The organism is Frankia sp. AgKG'84/4 (assembly GCF_023242965.2).
Lineage (GTDB): Bacteria > Actinomycetota > Actinomycetes > Frankiales > Frankiaceae > Frankia.
This window is the reverse complement of sequence record NZ_JALKFU020000827.1, coordinates 1-1,005: the sequence shown is the minus strand read 5'-3', so window position 1 is coordinate 1,005 and position 1,005 is coordinate 1. Positions and strand designations below refer to the sequence as shown.

Sequence of the window (1,005 nt, the reverse complement as noted above, 5' to 3'; positions counted from 1 at the left end):
GCGCCGGACCCACCACGCGGGAACCCGTGCCCGCCGGGGTGAACCTCGCCGGTGGGGCCCGCAGGCCCCCGCCGGCGGGTCCCCCCCGGCGCGCCGTGGGGCGCAAACCCGGTCGGCGAGGGCGTCCGAGCGGTAAGAAACGTCGGTAGACCCGGGGCTGGTCCCGGACGCGGCCACCGGCCGTGCCGGGCGCCCGGGGAAAGATCTCCGGACTAGCCCGAAAGTGAGCAGACTGTGACGAGCATCGGCGAGGCGGCACCCGAGCGGTCCGCCACGAACGACGCGGCCGCCGACGTGTTGCGGGCCCACATCCGGGACATCCCGGACTGGCCGCAGCCCGGCGTCGTGTTCAAGGACATCACCCCGCTGCTGTCCTCACCCGCCGCGTTCGGCGTGGTGATCGGCGCGCTCGCGGACGTCGCGCGGGAACGCGGCGCGACGACGATCGCCGGGATCGAGGCGCGCGGCTTTCTGCTCGCCGCCCCGGTCGCGGACCGGATCGGCGCGGGCCTGGTGCCGATCCGCAAGAAGGGCAAACTTCCCGGACCGACCCGCAGCGCGACCTACGACCTGGAGTACGGCACCGCCACCATCGAGATCCACGCCGACGCCGTACCCGCCGGTGAACGTGTGCTCCTGATCGACGATGTGCTCGCCACCGGTGGCACGGCAGCGGCCGCCCACGGCCTGCTCGTCGGCTGTGGAGCCGACGTGGTGGCTCTCGCGGTGCTGATGGAGCTGTCGTTCCTGCTCGGCCGGGACCGGACCGCGCCTCTCGACATCGTGCCGATTCTTACGATCTGACCCCCAGTCGGTCGGGGCCGCGGAAGGCTCCCGCGCGATCCGGCGTTAGGCTCGGTGTCTAGCCAACGCAGGAGCGGCCCGTGCCTGAGGCAGCCCCGGTCACCACCGGAGCGTCGTCGTCCGCCGTCCCGGCCCGCAAGCCGGGCCCGGCGGACGATCGCGTGCGCCCCGCGCCGGGCGGCCCGCCTCGAGGCTCGCTCC

1 protein-coding gene is annotated in these 1,005 nt (G+C 74.4%); it reads left to right on the top strand.

Annotated elements, in window-relative coordinates; genetic code table 11:
• The first annotated feature begins 234 nt into the window (after positions 1-234).
• Positions 235-804 (top strand): adenine phosphoribosyltransferase, encoded by a 570-nt coding sequence (locus MXD58_RS25490; protein ID WP_248840101.1) that lies wholly within the window; start codon positions 235-237, stop codon positions 802-804.
• Positions 805-1,005: the final 201 nt, after the last annotated feature.